This window comes from Pseudomonas sp. C2B4 (assembly GCF_013359695.1).
Taxonomy (GTDB): Bacteria; Pseudomonadota; Gammaproteobacteria; order Pseudomonadales; family Pseudomonadaceae; genus Aquipseudomonas.
In genome coordinates this window covers 89693-115190 of sequence record NZ_JABFMU010000012.1, presented here as the reverse complement: position 1 = coordinate 115190, position 25498 = coordinate 89693, and the positions used below count along the sequence as shown (strand labels likewise).

Here is a 25498-nt window from a genome sequence, read left to right as displayed (position 1 = left end):
CGGGCTCATAACCCGAAGGTCGTCGGTTCAAATCCGGCTCCCGCAACCAAACATCAAAAAAGGCTACTCGAAAGAGTGGCCTTTTTTGTATCTGTTGAAAAAGTCCTTTCGCAACAATGATCTGTCACTGTGTCGCAAGCCATTCGTGGTCTCCGAAGCGCTGAGTTCAGGCTATGCTGAATTGCAGCCTGCGCCATCGCCGACACCCGGTGAGAGGCGTTAATATTTGTGATTATTTTTTTCTACAGGGATTGGTAACTTGGCTGGATACCTCCATCCTGTCGCGCACAATCCAAGAGGTGATTGATGCGCGCCAACTCGTCTGACTCTCAAGACACCGTTACAGCAACACAACCCATCAAGGCTGAGCGGTTGCGCTTGCTTGATCGTGTCAGCAAATACCGTCAGCCCATCGGCCTGGCGGTCACGCTGCTGTTGTTTGCGATCGCGTTGATTGCCTGTCGCCACCTGCTGAGCGAACTCGACCTGGACGCTCTGCACGACTCGATTCTTGAAGTCCCCAAACCGGCCTTGCTTGGCGCGCTGGGCGCCACCGTGGCGGGCTTCATCATTTTGCTGGGTTACGAATGGTCGGCCAGCCGCTACGCCGGCGTGAACCTGGCACCGCGAACCCTCGCGCTGGGCGGTTTCACCGCTTTCGCCATCGGCAATGCCATCGGTCTTTCGATGCTGTCAGGTGGCTCGGTTCGTTATCGTCTGTATGCGCGTCACGGGCTGGGGGCCACTGAAGTCGCCCACATGACCCTGTTCGCCAGCCTTTCGCTCGGCTGCGCCCTGCCGCCGCTCGCCGCGCTCGCAACGCTGAGTAACCTGCCAGGCGCCTCTGCGGCGCTGGGACTCTCCGAAACCCTGCTGGCCGCCATCGCAGGCACCGTGCTGTTGCTGTTTGCAGTGCTGGCTGTCGGCATCTATCGCCGTCGCCTGCCGGAACAACCCTATGCCGATAACCTACTGGTCCAGATCGGCCGGCGTACCTTGCGCCTGCCGGGACGCCGCCTGACCTTCCTGCAACTGGTGATTACCGCGCTGGACGTGGCTGCCGCCGCGACCGTGCTTTACCTGTTGCTGCCGGAAGCGCCGCCCTTCGGTGCCTTTCTCCTGGTTTACCTGCTGGCGCTGGCCGCTGGCGTGCTCAGCCATGTACCGGGCGGTGTCGGGGTGTTCGAAGCGATTTTGCTGGCGGCCTTCTCCGACAAACTCGGTGCTGCGCCACTGGCGGCCGCCCTGCTGCTTTATCGCCTGATCTATGTCGTACTGCCGATGCTGGTGGCTTGCCTGCTGTTGCTGGTCAACGAAGGCCAGCGTCTGTTCCAGACGCGCCAGACCTTGCGTGCAGCCTCCGGTCTGGCCGCGCCGATACTGGCGGTGCTGGTGTTCCTGTCCGGCGTGGTGCTGTTGTTCTCCGGTGCGACCCCGGAAATCGATACCCGCCTGGAACACATCGGCTTTCTGATCCCACACCGACTGGTCGACGCCTCGCACTTTGGCGCCAGCCTGATCGGCGTGCTGTGCCTGCTGCTGGCCCAGGGCCTGCGCCGCCGACTGTCGGCGGCGTGGATGCTGACCACCATTCTGTTGCTGGTCGGCGCCCTGCTCTCCCTGCTCAAGGGCTTCGACTGGGAAGAAGCCAGCCTGATGGTCCTGACCGCCAGCTTGCTCGGGGTTTTCCGGCGCTCGTTCTATCGTCCGAGCCGCCTGACCGAGCTGCCGTTCTCACCGCTTTACCTCGTGGCCAGCCTGTGTGTGCTGGGCGCCTCGATGTGGCTGCTGCTGTTCGCCTACCAGGACGTTCCCTACAGCCATCAGCTCTGGTGGCAGTTCACCCTCGACGCCGATGCCCCCCGTGGCTTGCGCTCGCTATTGGGTGCCGCCGTGTTACTGCTGGTGGTGTCCCTGACCTGGTTGCTGCGCACGGCGCGCCCGGTGATTCACCTGCCGACACCCGATGAACTGGAGCGCGCCAGCAAGATCCTCATGGCTTCGGCGCAACCGGATGGCGGCCTGGCCCTGACCGGCGACAAGGCGCTGCTGTTTCATCCCAACGACGAAGCGTTCCTGATGTACGCCCGCCGTGGCCGCAGCCTCGTGGCGCTGTACGACCCGATCGGCCCGGGCCAGCAACGGGCGGAAATGATCTGGCAATTCCGAGACCTGTGCGACATCCACCACGCCCGGCCCGTGTTCTATCAAGTACGCGCCGAGAACCTGCCGTACTACATGGACATCGGCCTGACCGCGATCAAGCTCGGTGAAGAAGCCCGGGTCGATCTCAGGCGCTTTGATCTCGAAGCCAAGGGCAAAGAGATGAAGGACCTGCGCTACACCTGGAACCGTGGCACCCGCGATGGCCTGTCGCTGGAGATCTTCGAGCCGGGCCAGGCGCCGATGGATGAGCTGAAGGTGATTTCCGATGCCTGGCTGACCGGCAAGAACGTGCGAGAGAAAGGCTTCTCCCTCGGCCGTTTCAGTGATGACTATCTCAAGCACTTTCGCATTGCGGTGATCCGTTTCGAAGGGCGCCCGGTGGCGTTCGCCAACCTGCTCGAGACCTACGGCCACGACCTGGCCAGCCTCGACCTGATGCGCGCGCACCCGGACGCCCCCAAGCTGACCATGGAGTTCATGATGGTCGGCCTGATCCAACACTATAAGAGTCATGGATACGCGCGCTTCAGCCTGGGCATGGTGCCGTTGTCGGGGTTGCAACCCCGTCGCGGCGCACCATTGACCCAGCGCTTGGGCTCGATGGTATTCCGCCGTGGTGAGCAGCTCTACAACTTCCAAGGCTTGCGCCGCTTCAAAGACAAATTCCAGCCTGACTGGGAACCCCGTTATATGGCCGTGCCCGCCGGACTCGATCCGCTGGTGGCCCTGGCCGACACTGCTGCCCTGATCGCGGGCGGCTTGACTGGATTGGTGAAACGCTGATGATTCAACGCTCCTTGCGCTACGTACTGGGCACGCTGGTTGTGCTGGCCCTGATTCTCGGTGGTGGCTACTGGTACCTGAAACGCCCGGCACCGGAACCGACCCTCGAACAGCTGAACCCGGCCGACGGCCCTGCGATGACCCGCGTCATTCCCGGCAACACGCCACGCGCCCAGGTGCTGGTGGCTGTCAACGAAGATCAAAAACTCAGCGACAAACAATTGTTGACCCTGAGCCGCAGCGGCTCGGCGCAGATCGTTCAAGTGATCCTGCCCAAGGACTGCCTGCTGCAAAGCCGCGCCCTGCAAACGGGTCTGAGAGAACTCAAGGGCCCGGCGACCCTGGTCAGCGGCATCGGCCCGGGCGCCGTATTGGCCTGGCGCTGGTTGTCCGAGCAGAAGGACGATAAATCCCAAGCCGTTTCGGTGGACCTGGCCCTGGAAAAACCTGGCTGCACGCACCTGCTGCCGAAAAGCGCCGCCCACGGTCACTGGCTGGTGGCATGGAACGACAACCCGGACGACACCAGCGCCGGCTTCGTGCGCGATCAACCCAACGCCGAAACCAGCATCAGCGACTACGACATCAACCTGCCGCAAGTGCTGAACAATGAACTGCGCAAGATTCTCGTCGGTGGCGATAAAGCCGCGGGCGGCTTGCAAATTCCGGTCGTCGAAGTGCCAGCAGGCCAGGCAAAGGACACCGTAACCCTGTTCCTGTCCGGTGATGGCGGCTGGCGCGACCTGGACCGCGATGTCGCGGGCGAGATGGCCAAGATCGGCTATCCGGTGGTCGGCATCGATACCCTGCGCTACTACTGGCAGCACAAGAGCCCCGAGCAAAGCGCCCTGGACCTGACCGAACTGATGCAACACTACCGGCAGAAATGGGGCACCAAGCGCTTCATCCTGACCGGTTACTCGTTCGGCGCCGACGTTCTGCCGGCGATCTACAACCGCTTGCCCGAGTCGGAGCAGCAGCGCGTCGACGCGATCATCCTGCTGGCCTTCGCCCGTACCGGCAGCTTCGAAATCGAAGTCGAAGGCTGGCTCGGCAACGCCGGCAAGGAAGCCGCCACCGGCCCGGAAATGGCCAAGCTGCCACCCGCCAAAGTGGTGTGTATTTTTGGTGAAGAAGAAATCGACGAAAGCGGCTGCACCGACAAGACCGCCGTGGGGGAAACCATCAAATTGCCTGGCGGTCACCATTTCGACGAGAACTACCCGAAACTGGCCCAACGGTTGGTGGATGTGATCGAGAAACGCCAGACCAAGGTGGCTGAAGAGTGATCTGAGCCAGCACACACAAAAAGCCCTCGCCATTTCACGATAGCGAGGGCTTTTTCATTTTCGCAGACACTAAAGCTCCCTTGTGGGAGCGAGCCTGCTCGCGAAAGCAACCTTTCAGACAACGTTGATGTTGAATGTCAGTCCGCCTTCGCGAGCAGGCTCGCTCCCACAAGGGAACTGTGGTGTCTGCCGAAATGCAAAAAAGCCCCCGCAGCCGCAAGGCTGACGGGGGCTTTTTGATGAGGCAGTGCTTACATTTCCACCTGCGTCCCCAATTCAATCACCCGGTTCAGCGGCAGATTGAAGAAGCGCAGATTGCCGTTGGCGTTCTGCAACATGAAGGCGAACAGCGCCTCGCGCCAGCGGGACATGCCTTCGAGCTTGGAAGCGATGACCGTCTCGCGACTGAGGAAGTACGTGGTGCGCATCGGACTGAAGTCCAGTTCAGCCAGATGGCACAGTTTCAGCGCCTGCGGCACATCCGGCTCGTCGGTGAAGCCAAAATGCAGAATCACCCGGAAGAACCCTTCGCCATAGGAATCGACTTCGAAGCGCCGACTTGGCGGTACTCGAGGGATGTCTTCATACAACACGGTCAGCAGGACCACCTGCTCATGCAACACCTGGTTATGCAGCAGGTTGTGCAGCAACGCGTGGGGCACGGCGTCCGGTCTCGCGGTGAGGAACACCGCCGTGCCCTGCACGCGATGCGGTGGTTGCACGGCGATACTGCTGATGAAGATCGGCAGCGGCAGTCCACCCTCGTCGATGCGCTCCACCAGCAACTGCTTGCCGCGCTTCCAGGTGGTCATCAGCACGAACAGCGCGAGACCGGCGATCACCGGGAATGCGCCGCCCTGAACGATTTTCGGCACGTTGGCGGCGAAGTACACGCCGTCTACCAGCAGAAATCCGAGACAGACCGGCACCGCGAGCACCGGTGGCCACTTCCATAGCAGCAACATCACCGCCGACACCAGGATGCTGGTCATCAGCATGGTCCCGGTCACCGCCACCCCGTAGGCCGAAGCCAGGGCACCGGAAGACTCGAAACCCAGCACCAGCAGCACCACACCGACCATCAGCGACCAGTTCACCGCACCGATGTAGATCTGGCCCTGCTCGGCGCTGGACGTGTGCTGAATGTGCATGCGTGGAATGTAACCCAGCTGGATGGCCTGGCGGGTCAAGGAGAACGCCCCGGAAATCACGGCCTGGGAGGCAATCACCGTGGCCAGGGTCGACAGGCCGACCAGCGGAATCAACGCCCAGCTTGGCGCCAGCAGATAGAACGGGTTGCGCGCGGCTTCAGGATCGCCCAGCAGCAGCGCACCCTGACCGAAGTAGTTCAGTACCAGCGCGGGCAACACCAGGATGAACCAGGCACGGGCAATCGGCTTGCGGCCGAAGTGGCCCATGTCGGCGTACAGGGCTTCGGCACCGGTCAATGCCAGTACCACCGCGCCAAGGATCGCCACGCCCATGCCCGGGTGCACGATGAAGAAGCGCACGCCCCATACCGGGTTTACTGCCTGCAATACTTCCGGATGCTGAATGATGCCATGGACACCCAACGCGCCCAGCACCACGAACCAGGTGACCATGATCGGACCGAACAGGATGCCGATGCGCGCGGTGCCATGGCGCTGGATCAGAAACAGCGCAACGAGTACCACCAGCGACAGCGGCACGACCCAGTGGTCGATACCCTCGAATGCCAGCCCGAGGCCTTCAATGGCCGACAGCACGGAAATCGCCGGCGTGATCATGCTGTCGCCGTAGAACAGCGCCGCGCCGATCAGTCCGCACACCACCAGCAAGGTCCGCAATTTGGCGTGCCCCGCCGCCGCCCGCCGCGCCAGCGCAGTCAAGGCCATGATCCCGCCTTCGCCCTGGTTGTCGGCGCGCAGCACGAACATCATGTACTTGATCGACACGACCCAGATCAGCGACCAGAAAATCAGCGCCAGAATGCCCAGCACGCCGTCATGGGTCACCGGCACGCCATAGCCACCGGAGAACACTTCTTTGAGGGTATACAACGGGCTGGTGCCGATATCGCCATAAACCACCCCGACCGCCGCGACCAGCATGCCGATCGGCTTCGCCGCCGAATGCCCGGCGCCCGCCGCGTGACTACTTGCCTGACCCATCCAACACTCCTGATTCCCAGACCGGCTTCTTCAAACGAAGCACTATGCTTTGTGGTTCAGCATGCGCTGTTTTACCTCTTGTTACAGTCGTTTTGTTGACTGTAAAAAATCGGTAAAGCCCAACGGCGCGAAGCATAGCGCAGCACTCGTCGTATTTCCCTGCATAAAGCTGGTCAAGAGCGCTTCCCATCGCTAGAATTGCGCACTTTTTGATCAGAGACGCGAAAAAGCGTCCGTTTGTCGCCTTGCCGTTGTCGGCTGGAGGCGTCACAAATACCGAGGTTAGACATGTCCACCACTCCTGCGCCGGCCAATCCAAAGGTTGGCTTCGTATCCCTGGGTTGCCCGAAAGCACTGGTCGACTCCGAGCGCATCCTCACTCAGCTGCGCATGGAAGGCTATGACGTCGTGTCCACTTATCAGGACGCCGATGTCGTGGTGGTCAACACCTGCGGCTTCATCGATTCGGCCAAGGCGGAATCCCTGGAAGTGATCGGCGAAGCCATCAAGGAAAACGGCAAGGTCATCGTGACCGGCTGCATGGGCGTCGAAGAAGGCAATATTCGTAACGTGCACCCGAGCGTGCTGGCCGTTACCGGCCCGCAGCAGTACGAGCAAGTGGTCAACGCCGTGCACGAAGTGGTGCCACCGAAACAGGATCACAACCCGCTGATCGACCTGGTGCCGCCGCAGGGGATCAAGCTGACCCCGCGCCACTACGCCTACCTGAAGATTTCCGAAGGCTGCAACCACAGCTGCAGCTTCTGCATCATCCCGTCCATGCGCGGCAAGCTGGTCAGCCGTCCGGTGGGTGACGTGCTCGACGAGGCCCAGCGCCTGGTCAAGTCCGGCGTCAAGGAACTGCTGGTGATTTCCCAGGACACCAGCGCCTACGGTGTCGACGTGAAGTACCGCACCGGCTTCTGGAACGGCGCGCCGGTGAAAACCCGCATGACCGAACTCTGCGAAGCCCTGAGCACCCTCGGTGTCTGGGTTCGCCTGCACTACGTTTACCCGTATCCGCACGTCGACGAGCTGATCCCGTTGATGGCCGCCGGCAAGATCCTGCCGTACCTGGACATCCCGTTCCAGCACGCCAGCCCGAAAGTGCTGAAGTCGATGAAGCGCCCGGCGTTCGAAGACAAGACCCTGGCACGCATCAAGAACTGGCGCGAAATCTGCCCGGACCTGATCATCCGTTCGACCTTCATCGTCGGCTTCCCCGGCGAAACCGAAGAAGACTTCCAGTACCTGCTGGACTGGCTGACCGAAGCCCAGCTCGACCGCGTGGGCTGCTTCCAGTACTCGCCGGTTGAAGGCGCACCCGCCAACGATCTGGACCTGGAAGTGGTGCCGGACGACGTCAAGCAGGACCGTTGGGAGCGCTTCATGGCGCACCAGCAGGAAATCAGCTCGGCGCGCCTGCAAATGCGCATCGGCCGTGAAATCGAAGTGCTGGTCGATGAAGTCGACGAGCAAGGCGCGGTTGGCCGCTGCTTCTTCGATGCCCCGGAAATCGACGGCAACGTGTTCATCGACAACGGCAGCAACTTGAAGCCGGGCGACAAGGTCTGGTGCAAAGTGACCGACGCCGACGAATACGACCTCTGGGCCGAGCAGATCTAAACGCAAAAAATATGAAAAGCCCCGCTCTCTTGACGAGATGCGGGGCTTTTTTACGGCTATCGTTTTGTGTGGAATGGATTCTCCTCACTAACAACACAAGGGGCAGGCGGGCATGCGCCAACACTCGGTCATTCACACACCGAAACTGAGCGACTACGAGGAACTGACACAGGTCTGGGAAGCGTCAGTGCGCGCCACCCATGACTTTCTGCCGGACAGCTACATCGAACTGCTGAAGAACCTGGTACTGACCCGCTACCTCGACGCGGTGATGCTGATCTGCACCCGGGACTCGCGTCAGCGCATCACCGGATTTGCCGGGGTCGCGGCGGGCAAAATCGAAATGCTCTTCATCGACCCCGTCCATCGCGGCCAGGGCCTGGGCAAGCAGTTGTTGCGCTATGCCATGGAACACCTGAACGCCGATGAACTGGACGTCAACGAGCAAAATCCGCAAGCCTTGGGGTTTTATTTCAAGCAGGGTTTTGAAGTGATCGGCCGTTCGGAAGTCGATGGCATGGGGCAGCCGTATCCGTTGCTGCACATGCGTTTTCGCCAAGATCAGAAATGTTCCAAGCATGGCTGACACAACACAGCTCCCACAAAAAAGCCCTGCGGCAAAATGGTTCCGGGATTAACCGACGCCACGCAGGTACAATGGCCCCCCCTTTTTTGTTACGGCCCTGTCATGACTGACCCGATTCGACTCTCCAAACGCCTCATCGAACTCGTCGGCTGTTCCCGTCGGGAGGCTGAGCTGTTCATCGAGGGCGGCTGGGTCACCGTCGACGGCGAAGTCATCGACGAGCCGCAGTTCAAGGTCGACACCCAGAAAGTCGAACTCGACAAGGACGCCAAGGCCACCGCGCCAGAGCCGGTGACCATTCTGCTCAACGTACCCGCTGGCATGGACGCGGACAGCGCCATGGCCACCCTCAGTGCCGAAACCTTGAGCGAAGAACACCGCTACGGCAAACGTCCGCTGCGTGGCCACTTCCTGCGCCTTACCGCCAGCACCGACCTGCAGCCCAACGCCAGTGGTTTGCTGGTGTTTACCCAGGACTGGAAAATCCTGCGCAAGCTCACCGCCGATGCAAGCAAGATCGAGCAGGAATACGTGGTCGAGGTCGAAGGTGACATGGTCGAGCATGGCCTCAACCGCTTGCAGCACGGCCTGACCTACAAAGGCAAGGAACTGCCGCCGGTCAAGGCCAGCTGGCAGAACGAAAACCGCCTGCGCTTCGCCATGAAGAACCCGCAACCAGGCGTGATCGTCCTGTTCTGCCAGGCTGTCGGCCTGAAGGTCGTGGCCATCCGCCGCATCCGCATCGGCGGCGTGTCCATCGGCAAAGTGCCCTTGGGACAATGGCGTTACCTGTCCGGCAAAGAGAAGTTCTAAGGCGTCCCACGCCGCCACACATTTCGGCGTCGCGCCTGGCCGCCACGCCCACAGCTGAATATCAGGACTGCACACATGATTCATAACGACGTACTGCGCAGCGTGCGCTACATGCTCGACATCAGCGACAAGAAAGTCATCGAGATCATCAAGCTCGGCGGCATGGACGTGGCCCTGCAGGACCTGGTGTCGTACCTCGACAAGAAAGAAGAAGACGAGGAAGGCTTCGTACGCTGCCCGGACGAAGTCATGGCGCACTTCCTCGACGGCTTGGTGATCTTCAAGCGCGGCAAGGACGAAAGCCGTCCACCAATGCCCATCGAAGTGCCGGTGACCAACAACATCATTCTGAAAAAGCTGCGCGTGGCCTTCGAACTCAAGGAGGACGACATGCACGCGATTCTCAAGGCCGCTGAATTCCCGGTGTCCAAGCCTGAGCTGAGCGCACTGTTCCGCAAATTCGGCCACACCAACTACCGCCCGTGCGGCGACCAGTTGCTGCGCAATTTCCTCAAGGGCCTGACCTTGCGCGTACGTCCGCAGTAAACGGCCCCCTGTAGGAGCGAGCTTGCTCGCGATGGTCGAAAACGATAACGCGGGCTTTCGGGATAAACGCGGCGTTCTCGAATCCATCGCGAGCAAGCTCGCTCCTACACGACCGAATGGCCCTCCATTCCCCGCAAAAATAGTGGCTCCGCTTTTCGCGGCTGACGACTAGGGTGTAAAGACCCTCAGCTCTCAGGACTCGCCATGCATCCCTACTTCTCCCTGCAAGGCCGCACCGCTCTGGTGACCGGCGGCACCCGTGGTATTGGCAAAATGATCGCGAAGGCCTACGTCGAGGCAGGCGCTACCGTGTACGTCTGCGCCCGCGATGCCGAAGCTTGCCAGCAAACCGCTGACGAACTCGGCTTGCTTGGACGTTGCCATGGCGTGGCGGCCAACCTGGCCACTGAAGAAGGCGTGCTGCAATTGGCCACGCGAATGGGCGAGCACATCACCCACCTCGACATTCTGGTCAACAACGCCGGCACCACGTGGGGGGCGCCCTTGGAGAACTACCCGATCAAGGGCTGGGAAAAGGTCATGCAGCTCAATGTGACGTCGGTATTCAACTGCATCCAGCAATTCCTGCCACTACTGCGCAAGGCCGGCTCCCCGGCGAATCCGGCGCGGGTCATTAACATCGGCTCGGTGGCCGGAATTTCATCCTTTGGCGAACAGGCGTATGCCTACGGGCCCAGCAAAGCGGCCCTGCATCAGCTGTCGCGGATATTGGCACGGGAACTGGTGAGCCAGCATATCAACGTCAACGTCATCGCCCCTGGGCGCTTCCCGAGCAAGATGACCCAACACATCGGCAATGATGAACAGGCCTTGGCACAAGATACCGCGCTGATCCCGATGAAGCGCTGGGGTCGCGAGGAAGAGATGGCAGCGCTGGCGATCAGTCTGGCGAGTACGGCAGGGGCTTACATGACCGGGAATATCATTCCGCTGGATGGCGGTTTTAGCCTCTAGATCGGCGGTGCGGCCTTCGCGAGCAGGCTCGCTCCCACAGGGATTTTCTTTGTTCACAAAATCTGTGGCCGACGACCGAGCGCTACTGTGGGAGCGAGCCTGCTCGCGAAGGCGGAGTGACAGGCACCACCGATGCCGTGGTCGATCGGGTTATCATGCCCGCCTCTTCCCGCCTCGATCACCAACCATGACCTACAGCGTCTCCCCCATCGGCTTCGTACGCTCCTGCTTCAAGGAGAAGTTCGCCATCCCGCGACAACCGCAACTGGCCCCGGCCGCGCGCGGTGTTCTGGAACTGGTGGCGCCATTCGATCAGGGCGATGCCGTGCAGGGTCTGGAACAGGTCAGCCATGTCTGGCTGCTGTTCCTGTTTCATCAGGCCCTGGAAGAAAAGCCACGCCTGAAAGTCCGACCGCCTCGCCTGGGCGGCAACAAGTCCATGGGCGTGTTTGCCACCCGCGCCACCCACCGCCCCAACGGCATTGGCCAATCCGTTGTCAAACTGGATAAGGTCGAAGCCGATCGCTTGTGGATATCCGGTATCGACCTGCTGGATGGCACGCCGATTCTCGACATCAAGCCTTACGTGCCTTACGCCGACATCATCGACAGCGCCTCCAACAGCATCGCCAGCGCCGCGCCGCAGTTGATTCCCGTGCAGTGGACGGATAACGCGTTGCAACAGGCTCACGGGCACGCTCAGCGCCTTGCAGAGCCGTTGGTTGAGCTGATTGAGCAATGCCTGGCGCAGGATCCGCGTCCGGCGTATCAGTCACCCGCGCCGGAACGGGAATATGGCGCGCAATTCTGGGATCTGGATGTGCGCTGGCATTACCCGACGCCGGATTCGATTCGAGTGCTCGAAGTCATTCCCGCAAAGGCTTGAACGCCATAAACGACTGTGGGAGCGAGGCTGCTCGCGAAAGGGGCGTGTCAGTCAACATCAATGCTGACCGATACATCCTCTTCGCGAGCAGGTTCGCTCCCACAGGTAAAGCACAGCCGTTGAGCAGTGCGCTTATTTCTCTACGAACGCACGCTCGATCAGGTAGTCACCCGGCTCGCGCATCCGCGGCGAGACTTTCAGGCCGAAGCTGTTCAGCACTTCGCTGGTCTCGTCGAGCATGCTCGGGCTGCCGCACAGCATGGCACGGTCGTCCTGCGGGTTGATCGGCGGCAGGCCGATGTCGCTGAACAGCTTGCCGCTGCGCATCAGGTCGGTCAGGCGACCTTCGTTCTCGAACGGCTCGCGGGTCACGGTCGGGTAGTAGATCAACTTGTCACGCAGGGCCTCGCCGAAGAATTCGTTCTGCGGCAAGTGCTCGGTGATGAACTCGCGATAGGCGACTTCGTTGACGTAACGCACGCCGTGGCACAGGATCACTTTTTCGAAACGCTCGTAGGTTTCCGGGTCCTGGATGACGCTCATGAACGGCGCCAGGCCGGTACCGGTGCTGAGCAGGTACAAATGTTTGCCAGGCTTCAAGTCATCCAGCACCAGCGTGCCGGTAGGCTTCTTGCTGATAATGATCTCGTCGCCTTCCTTCAGATGCTGCAGCTGGGAAGTCAGCGGACCATCAGGCACCTTGATGCTGAAGAACTCGAGATGCTCTTCCCAGTTCGGGCTGGCAATCGAGTAAGCGCGCATAAGCGGGCGGCCATTGGGTTGTTGCAGGCCGATCATCACGAACTGACCGTTCTCGAAGCGCAGACCCGGATCACGGGTGCACTTGAAGCTGAACAGAGTGTCGTTCCAGTGATGAACACTGAGGACACGCTCGTGGTTCATGTTGCTCATGTACGGGGACTCCTGGAGATTGTCTGCGCATGCTCCGCACTCGATGAACGGCGCGCAATTGCATCGCATTCTAATGGCAGTCACAATATCTGTTAAATGGATTATTAAGATAAGGGTTATCGGTTATATCGATATGCGATTTACTCTCCGTCAACTTCAAGTTTTCGTCGCCGTCGCCCAGCAGGAAAGCGTGTCCCGTGCCGCGGGCCTGCTCAACCTTTCGCAATCGGCAGCGAGCACGTCGATCACCGAACTGGAGCGCCAGTCGAGCTGCCAGCTGTTCGACCGTGCCGGCAAGCGGCTGAGCCTCAACGCCCTCGGCAAGCAACTGCTTCCGCAAGCGGTCGCCATGCTCGATCAGGCCAAGGAAATCGAAGACCTGCTCAACGGCAAGTCCGGATTCGGCTCACTGGCGGTGGGCGCGACCCTGACCATCGGCAATTACCTGGCGACCCTGTTGATCGGTGGTTTCATGCAACGCCACCCGGAAAGCCAGGTAAAGCTCCATGTGCAGAACACCGCCAATATTGTGCAACAAGTGGCCCACTACGAAATTGATCTGGGTCTGATCGAAGGCGACTGCAGCCACCCGGACATCGAAGTGCAGAGCTGGGTCGAGGATGAACTGGTGGTGTTTTGCGCCCCCCAGCATCCACTGGCCCAACGCGGCACTGCAACCATGGACGAGTTGAGCCACGAGGCCTGGATTCTGCGTGAGCAAGGATCGGGGACACGGCTGACGTTCGATCAGGCCATGCGTCATCACCATCGTGCGCTGAACATTCGCCTGGAACTGGAGCACACCGAAGCGATCAAACGCGCGGTGGAGTCGGGCCTGGGGATTGGCTGTATCTCGCGATTGGCGCTGCGGGATGCGTTCCGCCGCGGCAGCCTGGTGCCGGTAGAGACGCCGGACCTGGACCTGGCCCGGCAGTTCTACTTCATCTGGCACAAACAGAAGTACCAGACGTCAGCGATGCGCGAGTTTCTCGATTTGTGCCGCGCTTTCACCGCCGGGGTCCAGCGCAGCGACGAAATCGTGCTGCCAACCATCGCTTAAAGCAGAATCACCGCCCACACCAGCGCGATCATGGTCAATGCCACCAGTTGTGCGGCGCTGCCCATGTCCTTGGCGTTCTTCGACAGCGGATGCCGCTCAAGAGAGATGCGGTCGATGGCCGCTTCCACGGCCGAATTGAGCAATTCGACAATCAAGGCCAGCAGGCAGACCGCAATCAACAGCGCCTGCTCGACACGGCTGACGTTAAGAAAGAACGACAAGGGAATCAGAATGACGTTGAGCAACACCAGTTGCCGGAAAGCCGCTTCGCCAGTAAAGGCAGCGCGCAGGCCATCAAAGGAATAGCCGGAGGCGTTGAGGATGCGTTTCAGGCCGGTCTGGCCTTTGAAAGGGGACATAGAGTAGGCAACTGACCAAAAAGGAGTGGGAAAGCTAGATTAACCAAAGTCAAAAAAGCGTGAAGATGCCAACCCTCAGTGGCTCGAAATTGACTCAAGTTGTTGCAGGAGCAACGCCGCCTGGGTTCGGGTTCGCACGTTCAGTTTACGGAAAATCGCGGTCACGTGAGCCTTGATGGTCGCTTCGGAAACACTCAATTCATAGGCGATCTGCTTATTCAGCAAACCTTCGCAGACCATGGTCAAGACCCGGAACTGCTGGGGTGTCAGGCTGGCAAGGCCTTCACTGGCGGCCTTGGCTTCATCGGAAACACTGACTGCTTCGAACGCTTGCGGTGGCCAGTACACGTCGCCATCCAGTACGGCACGCACCGCTTTCTGGATCACGCTCAGGTCACTGGACTTGGGAATAAAGCCGCTGGCACCGAATTCCCGGGACTTGACCATCACCGAGGCTTCCTCCTGGGCTGAGACCATCACCACCGGAATCTGCGGGTACTGACCACGCAACAGCACCAGTCCGGAAAAACCGTAGGCCCCCGGCATGTTCAGATCCAGCAGGACCAGATCCCAGTCGGACTTTTCGGTCAGGCGGGTTTCCAGTTCGGCAATGCTCGCCACTTCCACCAGGCGGACATCCGGGCCAAGCCCCAGGGTCAACGCTTGATGCAAGGCGGAACGAAAAAGCGGGTGGTCATCGGCAATCAGGATTTCGTATGTGGCCATATTTCAAATGATCCTGTTTTTCAAACAACTCGAGGCGCAGCCACGCAGCTGCACCAACAGGGCACGTTCAACACCAATACACACGGCGTATCAAACTTTGGCCGCGCCCCAATCGGCGCCAAGCATGCCCAGCGAAGCCGGGGTGGTCAAGCCACATGGCCAGCACAGACTTTTGCAGTATGGGCGACAATCAGCCCATGACAGGGGCGACACTCTGCACAAATGGCAGTAGCTCGGCATGGGCCGGCGTTTCAACGTTCATTTCAAGTTGCCGCTTGGCATCGAGGTAATGCTGGCTGAACACATCGAAATAGGCATCCAGTGCCGTTGCCGCCTGTACATCGCCGGCCAGATCAAGGCACAGCGCCGCGACTTCCGCGGTGCACAGATGTTCGCTTCGGGTCGATCGGCGCAATTGATAGCGGGAGAGTTTTTCGGGCAGCAGACTGAGGATCGGCAACCTGTCGAAATAGGGGCTTTTGCGGAAAATCTTCCGCGCTTCGGTCCACGTCGCGTCCAACAGAATGAACAGCGGACGCTTGGCGCTATCAACCGCCACGCTGTGGGTGACGCGCTCGGGCTCGACATACTCGCCGGGAAATACCAGGTAAGGTTGCCATTGCGGATCGGACAACAATGCCAGCAACTGCTGATCGACGTCAGTCCGAGACCAGATGAACGCGTGGTTATCGCGCACCACGTCGGCGATCAACCAACCGGTGTTGCTCGGCTTGAACACTTCCTTGCCGGTCATGATCAGGCACACCCCGGAACGGGCCTCGACCTGCGGGCGCCAGGCGCACAGGCAATGGCTCTCGATCACACGGCAGGCACGGCAACGTGTTGCGCGCCAGCCACGGGCCTGAATCGGCTTGATGCCTTCGTCTTCGCGTTGATCGCGCAGGCGGGCTACGGCGTTGGGAGCATGGTTCATCGGGGACAACACCGGCAGACAGGGAAACTCGACACGAATAGCACTCAGGGCAATAAAGGCCGGCAGTTTACCAGAGCGGTCGGCACAAGCCTGTACCGTCCAGACGGGCTCCCCTATAATTCGCCGCCACTGAACGCACAGTCACGTGGCTGGTCGAACCACCAGTCACTGAACCAGGAGAGTTTCATGCTGCGCCTTATCGTTCCCACCGCTGCCATTCTGCTGGTGTCGTCCTTCAATGCTCAGGCTGCGTCCTTGAGCGAGCAGAATCTGAACAAAGAGCTGCGAAACGTCGCCGCACAAAGCAGCGTCGGCACGCCACGGGCCATCAACGAAGACATTCTTGACCAGGGCTACACCGTGGAAGGCAATACGTTGATCAACCACTTGAGTGTGCAAAGCAGCCACGCCAACAAGATGCGGGCCGACCCGAAAGCGGTGTACTTCCAGCTGGGTGCCTCCGTCTGCAGAAACGACGGGTATCGCAAGCTGATGAAGAAAGGCGCGATCATGCGTTACGACTTTACCGAGGTGAAAACCAATCGCGCAGTCGGCTCGGCAAGCTTCCAGGAATCGGACTGCCCGAAAGCCACACCGGTGAAGAAGAAGTAATTACCTGGATTTGGCGCGCCGCTGTTCATCCTCGGCGCGCAGATCTGCCAATAACGCCTGCAAATAGCGCGAGCGCCGCTCTGCCCCCTCCAGTCGTCGGCAGCACTCCTCTTCGAGACTCACATGATTGGTCTCGGCCGACGATTTGAGCAGTCGATACAGTTGCGTATCGATCTCTATTTCCAGAATGACTCTGGCCATGGATCCCGCCTCCTTGCACCTCGCTCTCGTTGAGCGATAAATCCTTCTACCGCTTTTACCCTTGCGCCCTGCCCTTGACGCGAAGTTGTCTTTTGCTGCCTGTAATTTAGTAAATCAGAGTGCAGGACATGCGGCGCACGTTCAGACGAGCGGTGAAACCACCTTGCAAATCGTCAATAAGCGGTTGCCAGGAAAGACTTTGCAGCGCAATGATCAAGCAAGCGCAAATCACTGCGAGGGTCTAGATTTCAGGGTATCCACGTTCACTTTTCCGGGCAGGAAAGGAGCTGTCCGTTACGTGTTGTGCTGTGAGAATGTTTCTTTCATCCAAGGGAAAACAGGGCCTGTATGGATGACCCGATGACCATTCGGGTCGAGTGGATCGCCCAGGCATGGGCCTGGGCAGACAGCGACACAGGGAGTGTCGTGGCGTCGACACATGTTTTGTCGAGGCCGAGGGTTCTGTGCAGAAGGAGAAGTTGAATGCCTTACCAACCGAATGACCTCCTTAGCCGTCATTTTCAGGAAAGCGGCCACGACCTCATCAGCAAGGTCGAAGAACAACTCAACCTGGTTTCACCCAACAGCCCGAACATCCCCATCTACCGCGACATGATCCTGACCGTGCTGCGCATGGCCCAGGAAGACCACAACCGCTGGAATGCCAAGATCACCCTGCAAGCCCTGCGGGAACTGGAGCACGCGTTCCGTGTGCTGGAACAGTTCAAGGGGCGGCGCAAAGTCACGGTGTTCGGCTCCGCCCGCACACCCATAGAACACCCGCTGTATGCACTGGCCCGGGAACTCGGTGCAGCGCTCACACGCTCGGACATGATGGTCATAACCGGTGCCGGTGGAGGCATCATGGCAGCGGCTCACGAAGGTGCCGGGCTGGCGAACAGCCTGGGCTTCAACATCACCCTGCCCTTCGAACAGCACGCCAACCCCACCGTCAACGGGACGACCAACCTGCTGCCCTTCCACTTCTTCTTTACCCGCAAGCTGTTCTTCGTCAAGGAAGCCGATGCGCTGGTACTGTGCCCAGGTGGTTTCGGCACGTTGGATGAAGCGTTGGAGGTACTGACACTGATCCAGACCGGTAAAAGCCCGCTGGTGCCCGTGGTGCTGCTGGATGCGCCGGGTGGCAAATTCTGGCAAGGGGCGCTGGACTTCATCCACCAGCAACTGGAGGAAAATCGCTACATCCTGCCCACTGACATGAAACTGATGAGACTGGTATACAGTGCCGAGGAAGCCGTCGAACACATCAACCAGTTCTACAGCAACTTCCACTCCAGCCGCTGGCTCAAGCATCAGTTCCTGATTCGCATGAACCACAAGCTCAGTGACCGGGCACTCGAGCACATGCAAGAGGCGTTCGCCGACCTCTGCCTGAGCGACCAATTCCACCAGCATGCCTACAGCGGCGAAGAACACGATGAAGCGCAGTTCAGCCATCTGGCTCGACTGGCCTTTGCCTTCAACGCCCGCGACCATGGCCGGTTGCGAGAGCTGGTGGACTACATCAACCTGCCGGAAAACTGGGCGCAACCGCAACCGCAACCCCAGTCCCAACAACGCACGCGGGAACCCTCAAAGGTTACGTAAGGCAAAAAAAACGGCCCGCTATCGAAATAGCGAGCCGTTTCAGTCAATCGTCCATTCCCCGGCCGCTGAACAAACGGTTGATCATTTCCATGGAGTATCCCCGATATGCCAGGAACCTGCCTTGCTTGGCACGCTCCCGGGCATCTATAGGTAACTGCCCGGAGAACTTGCGCCGCCAGGTGTCCTCCAGCTGCGCCTGCCAATCGATACCACTCTCACGCAAGGCAAGTTCGATATCACTACGCTGCAGTCCGCGCTGACTCAGCTCTTCACGTATACGCAAAGGGCCATAACCCGAACGGGCACGGTAGGAAACGAAACTTTCGAGGTAACGGGATTCGGAGAGCAGGCCCTCTTCCGTCAATCGGTCGAGCGCTGTTTCAATCATTTCAGGGAGAGCGCCGCGCTGACGCAGTTTACGCGTCAGCTCGACACGACCGTGCTCGCGTCGTGCGAGCAGGTCCATGGCGGTTCGCCGCACCGCGACGAGTGTATCGAGTACGGCGATCATCGGATCAATCAGATATCAGCGTCGGCCAGATCGTCTTCGGTCTCTTTGACCGCAGAAGCCTTGGACTCTGCTACTGCTGCTGGAGACAGCAACTTGTCGCGCAGTTGTTTTTCCAGAGCTGCGGCAACATCCGGGTTATCCGCCAGGTACTTGGCCGAGTTGGCCTTGCCCTGACCAATCTTGGTGCCGTTGTAGGCATACCAGGCACCGGATTTCTCGACAAAGCCGTGCAGAACGCCCAGGTCGATCATCTCGCCATTGAGGTAGATGCCCTTGCCGTAAAGAATCTGGAACTCGGCCTGACGGAACGGCGAAGCCACCTTGTTCTTCACAACCTTGACGCGGGTTTCGCTACCAACGACTTCATCACCTTCTTTCACCGCGCCTGTACGGCGGATGTCCAGACGAACCGAGGCGTAAAACTTCAGTGCGTTACCACCGGTGGTGGTTTCCGGGCTACCGAACATCACACCGATTTTCATACGGATCTGGTTGATGAAGATGACCAGGCAGTTGGCGTTCTTGATGTTACCGGTGATCTTACGCAGCGCCTGGGACATCAGACGGGCTTGCAGGCCCACGTGCATGTCACCCATTTCGCCTTCGATTTCAGCCTTTGGCACCAGGGCTGCCACGGAGTCGACGATGATCACGTCAACCGCGTTGGAACGCACCAGCATATCGGTGATTTCCAGGGCTTGCTCACCGGTATCCGGCTGGGAAACCAGCAGGTCGTCGACGTTGACGCCCAGCTTGCCGGCGTATTCAGGGTCGAGGGCGTGTTCGGCGTCGACGAATGCGCAGGTCGCGCCGGCTTTTTGAGCCTGGGCGATCACGGACAATGTCAGTGTGGTTTTACCGGAAGATTCAGGACCGTAGATTTCAACAATGCGGCCCTTCGGCAGACCGCCAATGCCCAGTGCGATGTCCAGACCCAGAGAGCCAGTAGAGATGGCCGGGATCGCCTGACGGTCCTGATCGCCCATACGCATTACGGCACCCTTGCCGAATTGACGTTCGATCTGACCCAGGGCCGCAGCCAAGGCTTTCTTCTTGTTGTCGTCCATTAAAGTCCTCACGTAATCAATAAGGCCTGACGGCCAACACCTGTATAAGTAGCCAGTATTATTCCACAGCGCTTGAGGATCGCCTACCCCTGATTTGATATTTCTGCCGCGGTATAGCGCAGCAACCCCTCTAGCGCGGCCTTCACCGTTTGTCGGCGGACCTCGTCGCGGTCACCAGGGAAGTGCTGCAACTCGCTGAACACCCGCTCGCCCACGCCCCAGGCCAGCCAGACCGTGCCTACCGGCTTGCTCGGCGAACCCCCGTCCGGCCCGGCGACGCCACTGACCGCCACGGAAAAAAACGCGCGGCTTTTGTCCTGGGCGCCTTTTGCCATCGCCTCGACCACCTCGCGACTGACCGCCCCCACCGTGGTAAACAACTCCACCGGGACATTCAATTGCAGGTTCTTCTGCAGATTGGAGTAAGTGACATAACCGGCCTCAAACCACGCCGAGCTGCCGGGGATACGGGTAATGGCCTCGGCGATCCCGCCACCGGTACAAGACTCGGCCGTAGAAACATGGGCGTTGAGCATCTGCAATTGCCTGCCAAGGTCAGCGGCCAGCTGGGTGATTACTTTCACGGGCATCTCCTGTTGGGGCGGAATGAGACCTACCGTACACGAGCGCATCGCGCTTGCAAGTTACAGGGTCGAACAAGATGTTAGCGGATCAGTGCTCTTACATAAGCCTGACAGGCCTGCAAGGCAATCAATCCAAGGTCGCCGGCATCGGTGATGGCGATAATTCGTTGAGCATGCGTCGGGTCAAGTCGGGCGCGTACCCCTCCATGATCCACGCCGCCGGCGCTGGAGGTGGCTGGCACGACACCGGCACCGGCATCGAGGAGGACTGACAGGCGCACATCAGCAGTGGCAAGACGATCGCGCAGGCGATCCTGATCACGTTGGACATCGCTCAACACTCGGTAATGGGTTTGTTCGCTGGTCGAAAGCCGTTGCTCAAGAGCCAGCCGTTTGTTCTGCTCGGCTTCTTGCCGCTTCGCCGCAATCCGTGTCAATTGAGTCAGCGTTTCACCGTGCAATTTCGCCTGCTCTGCCAGTAGCCGCCCATAACGCCAATCCTGCACACGCCAGGCCAGCGCCGCCGAGCCACCGGCCAACATGACCAGTAACACAACTACACCGATCATTCGGTAAGGCGCAGGAATCAAATCGAAGGCTGACATAACACCGCCCTCGCCCGCGCCCAGAGCTGCAAGCGATCCTGCAGCCCGTTCAGACCGCCGTTGATGCGGCGGGTAATGCTGTTGAACTGATCGCGGTCGGCCAGTTCATTCAATCCGTTTTGCTCCCAGAACCACGCGGCAGATTCAGCGGCCCACTGCGGGTGCTCCAGCAGTTCAGGAAAGGCAAGCAAGCGCTCGTCGCCAAACAACCCGAGGCTGCATTGACGATAGTTGTTACGACCGGTGATCTGGATCAGGCCTCGACCGCGATAGCGTTGCCCATCGCCGTCGGGCTCCACCGTATTGCCCAGGCGCGAAGCGAGCGTACCCGTATCGTACTTGCTCAAATATTGATCGCTGCCCAGCTCACGTACGTATTGCAACTGCCCCGATTCGTGGCCGACCTGGGCGAGAAACGCAGCTACACGCATGGGCGTATTGATATTGCGGTGAGCCATGGCGCTGTTGAGGACAGAAATGAAAACGCCCGCTTGGAGGCGGGCGTTGGGGAATATCTTGAGTAACTGTTGCTCAGTCAGATGCATCGTTCGCTCCGGTGAGTAATGGGGGGACTCACACGATTGGGATTGTCCTGCAAGCACGCCCGCAATGTGTCCTGCGGCCGACAACCCCGGATGATCATGAGGTTACAGTCACAGCCAACGAGAGTGGGCTCTGCAATTGTTGCCTCGTGTTATGTCGTCGCCCCCAGGCAAGTCGCCGCAATTTTGCAGCGATAGCTGTCTTTTCGAGTACCACCGGCCGTCACCTTGTCGATGGACCAACGCCCGCGCATGAAATCGGGCCAGGTATCGTCCAGCACCACGACCCCTTCGGCGGACAGGGCGGGGTTGCCAGGACAATCGATCTGCACCTTGAGCGCTTCGCGCATCATTCGGCGCACTTCACCTTCACAGGCTAGCAGGGCTTCCTCCGCATTCTGGCAACGCCGCCGCACGCTCTTGAACGGCGCGATGCCGCTGGCGACCACCCGCTCCTTTCCGGCCGCAGCGTCCCACCAACTCATTTTGCAGCCCTGGTATTTCGCCCGGGCGGTCTCATCCAGAGTCGCGGCGATGAAGGCGTGATCGTCCGGCCGATTGTTTGTCGTTACCGACAGGCGAACACTCGGCAATACCTTGCCCGACAACGATTTGGCCTGACCACGCCGCGCCAGCACATACAGCTCATTGATCGGCTTGGCCACCGCGTCATGAATCCAGGCCAGGCGCGTCAGAAAACCCATGTCGGTTTCATTGGACTGATCGATGTGTTCAATCTTGATCATGGACAGATCGGGCGCGACACGGGGCGAAAATCCGTGTCGCGAAGCCAGCAGGCGAAACAGCGCGCCAAGGGTCGTCGGGCCGTGGCTGACGGATCGGCGCAGCTTGAAACCCGTTTCGTCCGCCACCCTGAACGGCGCTGCCGTGGCCACCAGCGTCAAGGTCAGGGGAAACAACTTGGGCGTGCGACGACTAATCACGAACTCACCTTTGTCCATTAGCCCCGACTCCAGATAGCCGACGCGCAAGCCGATTTTTCCACCCAGATCCGGCAGCCCCTCCAATCCGTGCAGATCGATCGTCAGCGTCAACTGATCAGACTCGATTCCTGCCGCATCAATGTGCTGCCAGTCGATCAAACGCTCGTTGAGCAGTGCCGCGTTGGCACCGTAAATCTCCACCGCGGGAGTGAATCCCAAAGCCATAGCGCCTCCTTAATCCCAGGCTGATACCGGTCGGGTGACAATGGGCCGGGAATCGATTTCCGGCAGCACAATCAAGACGCCCGCGGACAATACGCCCCCCTGCTCGGCCAGTGTCGGGTTGAGCTGCCACAGCGCGTCTTCCAGTGCATCGTCACTGCGGCCCAGCTCCCGAAACAGCAGCAAATTCACCGAATCGCCGGCAATACTTCTGACTTTACGCATGGGTAAACTCCGCCAACTCGACCGTCCAATCAATCACCATCGCCGTGCCATCATCGATGATCAGGCTCTGGTTCTCCGTTAAGTTGTTGATGCGCCATAGCCCCCAGTTACGACCAATGCCATCGACCAGCGGCAACGGCACTCGCAGCGCCTGCAAGGCGCGCAATTCATCCAGGCGATCCATCGCCTGCGCATACATCGACTTGCCCCCGATAATCAGGCCCTGCAAGTCTTGGCCGGTCTGGCTGGACTTGGGTTTGCTGGTGAGGATATCGATGTTTGTCCAACCACCCCCCGACTTACGCTGCAGGGTGCTGTAAGCGAAATTTCTGGACAGACCAAAAATGAAACTGCCCAGTGCCATTTGCTGTTTCATCAAGCCGCTCCATCTGTCAGGGCCGTATCACGTCGTGTGGCAAGGGCATTGGTCGGCATGAACTGGCCCAACTGCCCCAGCGTCGTTTGCACCACTAGATTGGCCAACTCCCTCGCGCTGGCCTGATCCTGGCCGTTGATCTGGATGGTGGAGTTGAACGTTATGGGTTGATTGTCCATTCGGGTGCTGATCAGATCGTTGCTGACCTGTGCCGGCGAACCGAGCCGATCGGCTGCAGGGGCCGCGAGTTTTTCCCCGAGAGACGCGCCGGATTCGCTCCCCAGCCAGCCACCTATCAGCCCGCCAAGAAGACCGCCGATAGCCGTACCGATGACTGGAACGACGCTGCCCAATGCGGCACCTGCGACCGAACCAGCGGTTGCGCCTGCCCAGCCACCCCCTGCAGCCCCCAGACCCGCCCCTATCATTCTTTTGTCACCGGCCATCGCGCCTTCGGCGACATCGGCAACGGCGCCGATGATCTTTAACGGACCAGGTGCCCTGCGGACCAATGGGCGCAAGGCAGCAACAGGACCCAGTGCGTAACGTGCAGTGGACGCTCGCACCTCGCGTGGCCCCGCAGACTTGGTCAAGCCAACGGGAGAACCAGTGCCCGGCTTGGTGCTCATCCCTGTTTTGTCCCCGCGACTCCCTGCTCGGAAGTCTTCGGAGAAAACCTCGCCAAAACGGCCAGGAAGGCGGGCAGCCGCGCCGCCCAGCACCTTCTTGGCCACCTGATTGGTCATCTCATCCACAACAGCCTTGAACAGCCCGCCAACCAGCGGTTTGATTGCCGCAGCAGCGACCACGATGACCGCGGTGGTCCGGGGAAAGGTTTCGGCCAACTCACTCAAGGCGTCGACCAGCGCCCCCAGGGAGGAGAGCGTGATATCCGTTGCGGGCGCCAGTGCATCGCCGGTGGCTGTGGACAGACGATCGCTGCGTGCATTGAAGATGTTCCATTGCCCTTGACGGGTATTGGACTGCGTCAATGCCGACTGCCTGATGGAGCCTTGGTCTCCCCGTTCGGACGTGGCGTATTGACGTTTGTCCTTCACCTGCCAGAAGGCTTCATTCAAATCAGCAAGATTTTGCGACAGGCGCATCGCCGCTTCATCGCCATTGGCAAACAAAGTGGTAGCGAGCGTCGAGCGATTCTCGGCAGGTTGTGCATTCAAGGCCGCAAGCACCGACATGACTGCGCCGGGGGCTTGATCCTTGTCGCGCAATAGCCCCGCCACTTCGCGAGGGTCAATACCCAATTGGCTCCAGGCATTTCGCTCAGTCGAAGAGACCTGATCCCCCTTGCCCAGCGCCGTGACGATGTTTTTGAAAGCACTACCGGCATCGGCCTTTTGCGTACCTGTATTCAGCAACGCCGCCGAGAGCGCAGCGGCTTGCTCAGGTATCAGGCCTGTCGCTGTAGCTGCACGACCGTGGTGTTGCAATATGGCACCCACGTCAGCGGCTTGCGCTCCCCCCGGAATCTTGCCCAAGTGATTGGTGGCATCCGCCAGATCGAATGCCTGGACACCGCTGAGCTTCATGGACGTGCGCCAGCCGGCCATCATCTCGCCGACCTCCATGGCCGGGACTTTGAATGCCGACGCGGTCACTGCCGCATCGCTGGCGAAATGCATCAACTCAAATTGCCTGTCCGAGGCATTCGGCAGGTCATTACCAATGCCGGCGCTAGCCGCCAGGGCCTCGACTCTTGTCAAATCAACAGCGGTGGTACCTCCCGCCGCAACCAGCGGAGCGATTGCCATCTGCTGGGTCGACTGTGCCATGTCATCGCTCTGGCGTTGGGTCAGTTGAGCCACCGCTCTCAGATCGGCCATTGCCGAATCCATCGCTATCGCTGATTTCAGCAGGTCCGGTGGTTCGAAACCGCCACTCGTTTTATCTGTCGATTTTTGCCCACTGACCGTAATACCTTTCACATCGGCATCCAGCGGCTGCGACAACGGACGTGGCAACGACAGTCTCAAATTCAACGAATCAATAGCTGCAGTCAGCAGGCCAACTTTGAGACTGATCGTGACCAGTGCCTGGCTGAGCCCCTCGAGTGGCGCACTGTTCATCACAGTCACACCCTGGCCGACTTCGCCGAACGATATATCGCCGGTATTGAAGCCTGCGTTCCTGAGTGAATATTTTGTGTCTGCCATGCCGCTCTACTCCTGT

General features: G+C 59.7%; 26 protein-coding genes. 11 read left to right on the top strand and 15 right to left on the bottom strand.

Features of this window, described 5'->3' with window-relative positions:
• Window positions 1–306: 306 nt before the first annotated feature.
• Both mprF and HNQ83_RS11430 read left to right on the top strand, forming a co-directional pair.
• Complete coding sequence (mprF, locus tag HNQ83_RS11435) at window positions 307–2949, top strand: bifunctional lysylphosphatidylglycerol flippase/synthetase MprF (protein WP_175389043.1); 2643 nt, start codon at window positions 307–309, stop codon at window positions 2947–2949.
• Window positions 2949–4238 (top strand): virulence factor family protein, encoded by a 1290-nt coding sequence (locus HNQ83_RS11430; protein ID WP_175389042.1) that lies wholly within the window; start codon window positions 2949–2951, stop codon window positions 4236–4238. The genes mprF and HNQ83_RS11430 overlap by 1 nt, the downstream gene beginning before the upstream one ends.
• A 251-nt stretch (window positions 4239–4489) precedes the next feature.
• Here HNQ83_RS11430 and HNQ83_RS11425 read toward each other — a convergent pair whose 3' ends face one another.
• Complete coding sequence (locus tag HNQ83_RS11425; protein WP_175389041.1) at window positions 4490–6391, bottom strand: potassium transporter Kup; 1902 nt, start codon at window positions 6389–6391, stop codon at window positions 4490–4492.
• Window positions 6392–6679: 288 nt separating this feature from the next.
• Here HNQ83_RS11425 and rimO point away from each other — a divergent pair, with 288 nt between their 5' ends.
• From rimO to tsaA, 6 genes are all read left to right on the top strand, one after another.
• Window positions 6680–8017 carry a 30S ribosomal protein S12 methylthiotransferase RimO gene (gene rimO, locus HNQ83_RS11420; protein WP_175389040.1) on the top strand — a complete coding sequence of 446 codons (1338 nt, stop codon included), beginning with the start codon at window positions 6680–6682 and terminating at the stop codon, window positions 8015–8017.
• A gap of 112 nt (window positions 8018–8129) precedes the next feature.
• Window positions 8130–8603 (top strand): GNAT family N-acetyltransferase, encoded by a 474-nt coding sequence (locus HNQ83_RS11415; protein ID WP_175389039.1) that lies wholly within the window; start codon window positions 8130–8132, stop codon window positions 8601–8603.
• A 102-nt stretch (window positions 8604–8705) separates the two neighbouring features.
• Window positions 8706–9416 (top strand): rRNA pseudouridine synthase, encoded by a 711-nt coding sequence (locus tag HNQ83_RS11410; RefSeq protein ID WP_175389038.1) that lies wholly within the window; start codon window positions 8706–8708, stop codon window positions 9414–9416.
• 75 nt (window positions 9417–9491) lie between these two features.
• Window positions 9492–9962, top strand: a complete 471-nt coding sequence (locus HNQ83_RS11405; RefSeq protein WP_175389037.1) for a DUF1456 family protein — start codon at window positions 9492–9494, stop codon at window positions 9960–9962.
• A 204-nt stretch (window positions 9963–10166) separates the two neighbouring features.
• On the top strand, window positions 10167–10937 hold the full coding sequence (locus HNQ83_RS11400) for an SDR family oxidoreductase (protein ID WP_175389036.1): 771 nt from the start codon (window positions 10167–10169) through the stop codon (window positions 10935–10937).
• Between the two features lie 187 nt (window positions 10938–11124).
• Window positions 11125–11823, top strand: a complete 699-nt coding sequence (gene tsaA / locus HNQ83_RS11395) for a tRNA (N6-threonylcarbamoyladenosine(37)-N6)-methyltransferase TrmO (protein ID WP_175389035.1) — start codon at window positions 11125–11127, stop codon at window positions 11821–11823.
• A gap of 132 nt (window positions 11824–11955) precedes the next feature.
• On the opposite strand, the gene fpr is transcribed toward tsaA, so the two are convergent.
• Window positions 11956–12735 carry a ferredoxin-NADP reductase gene (gene fpr, locus HNQ83_RS11390; RefSeq protein ID WP_003443014.1) on the bottom strand — a complete coding sequence of 260 codons (780 nt, stop codon included), beginning with the start codon at window positions 12733–12735 and terminating at the stop codon, window positions 11956–11958.
• 133 nt (window positions 12736–12868) lie between these two features.
• Here fpr and HNQ83_RS11385 point away from each other — a divergent pair, with 133 nt between their 5' ends.
• Window positions 12869–13795 (top strand): LysR family transcriptional regulator, encoded by a 927-nt coding sequence (locus HNQ83_RS11385; RefSeq protein ID WP_095197037.1) that lies wholly within the window; start codon window positions 12869–12871, stop codon window positions 13793–13795.
• On the opposite strand, the gene HNQ83_RS11380 is transcribed toward HNQ83_RS11385, so the two are convergent.
• The 3 genes from HNQ83_RS11380 to HNQ83_RS11370 all read right to left on the bottom strand — a co-directional run bounded on the left by HNQ83_RS11380 (window position 13792) and on the right by HNQ83_RS11370 (window position 15814).
• The gene (locus tag HNQ83_RS11380) at window positions 13792–14154 is read right to left on the bottom strand and encodes a diacylglycerol kinase (RefSeq protein ID WP_095197038.1); all 363 of its coding nucleotides are present in this window, start codon (window positions 14152–14154) and stop codon (window positions 13792–13794) included. The two genes, HNQ83_RS11385 and HNQ83_RS11380, sit on opposite strands and share 4 nt — an antisense overlap.
• Before the next feature lie 75 nt (window positions 14155–14229).
• Window positions 14230–14880 (bottom strand): response regulator transcription factor ErdR, encoded by a 651-nt coding sequence (gene erdR, locus HNQ83_RS11375; protein ID WP_175389034.1) that lies wholly within the window; start codon window positions 14878–14880, stop codon window positions 14230–14232.
• A gap of 190 nt (window positions 14881–15070) precedes the next feature.
• Window positions 15071–15814, bottom strand: coding sequence for a tRNA-uridine aminocarboxypropyltransferase (locus tag HNQ83_RS11370; RefSeq protein ID WP_175389033.1), 744 nt, complete (start codon window positions 15812–15814; stop codon window positions 15071–15073).
• Window positions 15815–16000: 186 nt separating this feature from the next.
• Here HNQ83_RS11370 and HNQ83_RS11365 point away from each other — a divergent pair, with 186 nt between their 5' ends.
• Complete coding sequence (locus tag HNQ83_RS11365) at window positions 16001–16426, top strand: PA3611 family quorum-sensing-regulated virulence factor (RefSeq protein ID WP_175389032.1); 426 nt, start codon at window positions 16001–16003, stop codon at window positions 16424–16426.
• Here HNQ83_RS11365 and HNQ83_RS11360 read toward each other — a convergent pair whose 3' ends face one another.
• Complete coding sequence (locus HNQ83_RS11360) at window positions 16427–16627, bottom strand: hypothetical protein (protein ID WP_175389031.1); 201 nt, start codon at window positions 16625–16627, stop codon at window positions 16427–16429.
• A gap of 483 nt (window positions 16628–17110) precedes the next feature.
• Between HNQ83_RS11360 and HNQ83_RS11355 the strand changes: the two genes are divergently transcribed.
• Complete coding sequence (locus tag HNQ83_RS11355; protein WP_175389030.1) at window positions 17111–18235, top strand: TIGR00730 family Rossman fold protein; 1125 nt, start codon at window positions 17111–17113, stop codon at window positions 18233–18235.
• 43 nt (window positions 18236–18278) lie between these two features.
• Here HNQ83_RS11355 and recX read toward each other — a convergent pair whose 3' ends face one another.
• The 9 genes from recX to HNQ83_RS11310 form a co-directional block, all read right to left on the bottom strand.
• Window positions 18279–18746 (bottom strand): recombination regulator RecX, encoded by a 468-nt coding sequence (recX, locus tag HNQ83_RS11350; protein ID WP_175389029.1) that lies wholly within the window; start codon window positions 18744–18746, stop codon window positions 18279–18281.
• Window positions 18747–18754: 8 nt separating this feature from the next.
• On the bottom strand, window positions 18755–19813 hold the full coding sequence (gene recA, locus HNQ83_RS11345; protein ID WP_175389028.1) for a recombinase RecA: 1059 nt from the start codon (window positions 19811–19813) through the stop codon (window positions 18755–18757).
• Between the two features lie 83 nt (window positions 19814–19896).
• Entirely contained in the window at window positions 19897–20397 is a 501-nt protein-coding gene (locus tag HNQ83_RS11340) for a nicotinamide-nucleotide amidohydrolase family protein (protein ID WP_175389027.1), read from the bottom strand.
• An 80-nt stretch (window positions 20398–20477) separates the two neighbouring features.
• Window positions 20478–21002, bottom strand: a complete 525-nt coding sequence (locus HNQ83_RS11335; RefSeq protein ID WP_175389026.1) for a lysis system i-spanin subunit Rz — start codon at window positions 21000–21002, stop codon at window positions 20478–20480.
• Window positions 20984–21547, bottom strand: coding sequence for a glycoside hydrolase family 19 protein (locus HNQ83_RS11330; protein ID WP_175389025.1), 564 nt, complete (start codon window positions 21545–21547; stop codon window positions 20984–20986). Before HNQ83_RS11330 ends, HNQ83_RS11335 begins: the two co-directional genes overlap by 19 nt.
• A gap of 149 nt (window positions 21548–21696) precedes the next feature.
• Window positions 21697–22713 carry a phage late control D family protein gene (locus HNQ83_RS11325; RefSeq protein ID WP_175389024.1) on the bottom strand — a complete coding sequence of 339 codons (1017 nt, stop codon included), beginning with the start codon at window positions 22711–22713 and terminating at the stop codon, window positions 21697–21699.
• A gap of 9 nt (window positions 22714–22722) precedes the next feature.
• Entirely contained in the window at window positions 22723–22935 is a 213-nt protein-coding gene (locus HNQ83_RS11320; protein ID WP_175389023.1) for a tail protein X, read from the bottom strand.
• The gene (locus HNQ83_RS11315; protein ID WP_175389022.1) at window positions 22928–23311 is read right to left on the bottom strand and encodes a phage tail protein; all 384 of its coding nucleotides are present in this window, start codon (window positions 23309–23311) and stop codon (window positions 22928–22930) included. Before HNQ83_RS11315 ends, HNQ83_RS11320 begins: the two co-directional genes overlap by 8 nt.
• Window positions 23311–25482, bottom strand: a complete 2172-nt coding sequence (locus HNQ83_RS11310; protein WP_175389021.1) for a phage tail tape measure protein — start codon at window positions 25480–25482, stop codon at window positions 23311–23313. Before HNQ83_RS11310 ends, HNQ83_RS11315 begins: the two co-directional genes overlap by 1 nt.
• Window positions 25483–25498: the final 16 nt, after the last annotated feature.